A 2186-nucleotide genomic window follows, 5' to 3' on the forward strand; every position below is an offset into this window, starting at 1 on the left:
GCGCGGGTGAAGCCGACCACGCCGAACTTGGCGGCGCAGTAGGCGGTGGCGTCGCTGACGGCCTTGACCCCCAACGTGGAGGCGACCGTGACGATGCTGCCCCGGGAGCTCTCCAGGAACGGCAGGGCGGCCCGGACGACGGCCGCTGTGGCGAGCAGGTCCACGGTCACGATCCGGTCCCAGGTCTCGCCCGGAACGTCGGCCAGCCTGCCCGGCACGTCCACGCCGGCGGCGGTGACCACCGCGTCGAGCCCACCGGACCGCTCGGCGAGCTGCCGGGTGGCGGCCTCGGCGGCCCGGGTGTCGGCCAGGTCGCACTCCAGCCACGGCACGCCGTCGGCGGGCGGCTGCCGGTCCAGCACCAGCGGCCGGCCCCCGGCCCGGGCCACCGCCGTGACCACCGCGGCGCCCAGCCCGCTCGAACCGCCGGTGACCAGCACCGTCTGCCCGGCGCCGGGCGGCGCGCCGCTCATCGGGTGCCCTCGGCCGTGCTCGGCAGCTGCGCCGACGCGTTCCCGGACGCGGGGCCGGGCGGCGGACAGGCCGGCGGCACGGTGTCGGTGAGCGGCGGCGCGCCGGTCCGGCCGGCGGCGGCCGACCGGGCGGCGGCGATCAGCCCGGTGGTGGAGCGCCCGTCCAGGTACGGCACCACGACGGTGTGCCCGCCCCAGCGGCGCAGGAGGTCCGCCTCCGGCAGGGCGGGCTCGCCGCCGTCGCCGGCGTAGTCGCCGCCCTTGACCCAGACGTCGGGCCGCAGCCAGGACAGCGCCGCGTGCGGGGTGGACTCGTCGAAGATCATGACCGCGTCGACGCAGCTCAGCGCCGCGAGCAGCCGGGCCCGGTCGCCCTGCGGGATCACCGGCCGGTCCGGACCCTTCAGCCCGGTCACGCTCGCGTCCGAGTTGAGACAGACGACCAGGCAGTCGCCGAGTTGCCGGGCGGCCTGCAACGTCGCCACGTGCCCCGCGTGCAGCAGGTCGAAGCACCCGCCGGTGGCCACCACCGTGCCGCCGGCAGCGCGTACCGCCGACACCGCGGCGGCCGCCGCGGCCACGCCGACGCGCTCCCCGCCGGGGCTGGACACGGCCGGCGGCAGCGGGCGCGCCGACGGCAGCGCCGTCGCCACTCCCCCGCCGGCCACGTACGCCGACGCCTCGGCGACCGCCTCCTGCACCGCCTCGGAGACCAGCGCGCCCCGCGCGAGGGCGAGGCTGGCGGTGGCCGCGAACCGGTCGCCGGCCCCGCAGGTGTCCCCGTCGGCGACGGCCGGGGCGGACACCACCAGCGGGGTCGAGCCGGCGTGGCACAGCAGCGCGCCGTCCCCGCCCAGGGTCACCGCGACCGCGCCGGCCCGCCAGCGCCGGCGCAGCCCCTGCGCGCCCCGGGACGCGGTGGCCAGCCGGGTCGCGCCCGGCGGCACCTTGACCAGTTCCCGCACCTCGGACTCGTTGGGCGTGGCGAGGTGCACCCCCGGCACCGCCGCCGGGCCCCGCGGGTGTGGGTCCCAGACCACCGGCGCCCGGGTCGCGGCGAGGGCCGCCCGCAGCGCGGGCTGCCGGGCCACGCCCCGGCCGTAGTCGCTGACCAGCACGGCGGAGGCGCGGGCGATCATCCGCAGCACCGCGTCGGAGGGCTCGCCCGGCGTGCCGGCGGCGCCGCCCCGGTCGTGGCGCAGCAGCACCCGCCCCCGGGCGCGCAGCCGGATCTTCTCCGGGGTGCCACCGCTCAGGCCGAGGGCGTACACCTGCACCCCGGCGGCGTCGAGCAGCGAGCTCAGCCGCGCGCCCCCCGCGTCGTCCGCCAACGCGGTCACCAGCACCACCTCGGCCCCCTGCGCGGCGGCGAAGACCGCGGCCAGCCCGGCGCCGCCGGGCCGGTCGACGTGCGCCGTCTCGTCCAGCACGGGCACGGGCGAATCCGGACAGAGCCGGTTGACCACCCCCTCGACGTCGCGGTCCAGCAGGGTGTCGCCGACCACCACCACGGGTCCCGTCACGCTTCCCTCCTCATCACGCGTCGACCTGCTGAGCTGTGCCGCCGTCGAGCACCACCTCGACCCCCGCCCGCACGGGCGCCCCCGGCGCGGCGAGCGCGGCCGGCAGCGCCCGCTCCACGTACTCGCAGAGCAGGTGGCTGGTGACGAGGTGGAGTTCCTGGACGACCTGGCTGTCGGGTGAGGGGACGGC

At 79.0% G+C, this 2186-nt stretch carries 2 protein-coding genes and 1 pseudogene; all 3 read right to left on the reverse strand.

The genetic code is table 11. The features are described 5' to 3' along the window. Positions 1–473, reverse strand: a 473-nt coding sequence (locus tag ACSNOB_RS31755) for an SDR family NAD(P)-dependent oxidoreductase (protein WP_436691111.1), incomplete at its 3' end; no start/stop codon positions are given. Continuing rightward, the gene (locus ACSNOB_RS31760; RefSeq protein ID WP_436691113.1) at positions 470–1981 is read right to left on the reverse strand and encodes a PfkB family carbohydrate kinase; all 1512 of its coding nucleotides are present in this window, start codon (positions 1979–1981) and stop codon (positions 470–472) included. The genes ACSNOB_RS31760 and ACSNOB_RS31755, both read right to left, overlap by 4 nt. Before the next feature lie 28 nt (positions 1982–2009). Continuing rightward, positions 2010–2186: pseudogene (locus ACSNOB_RS31765) on the reverse strand (phosphoheptose isomerase); the annotation flags it as partial.

Source organism: Micromonospora sp. URMC 106, from assembly GCF_051386395.1.
In the GTDB taxonomy this organism is placed as follows: domain Bacteria; phylum Actinomycetota; class Actinomycetes; order Mycobacteriales; family Micromonosporaceae; genus Micromonospora.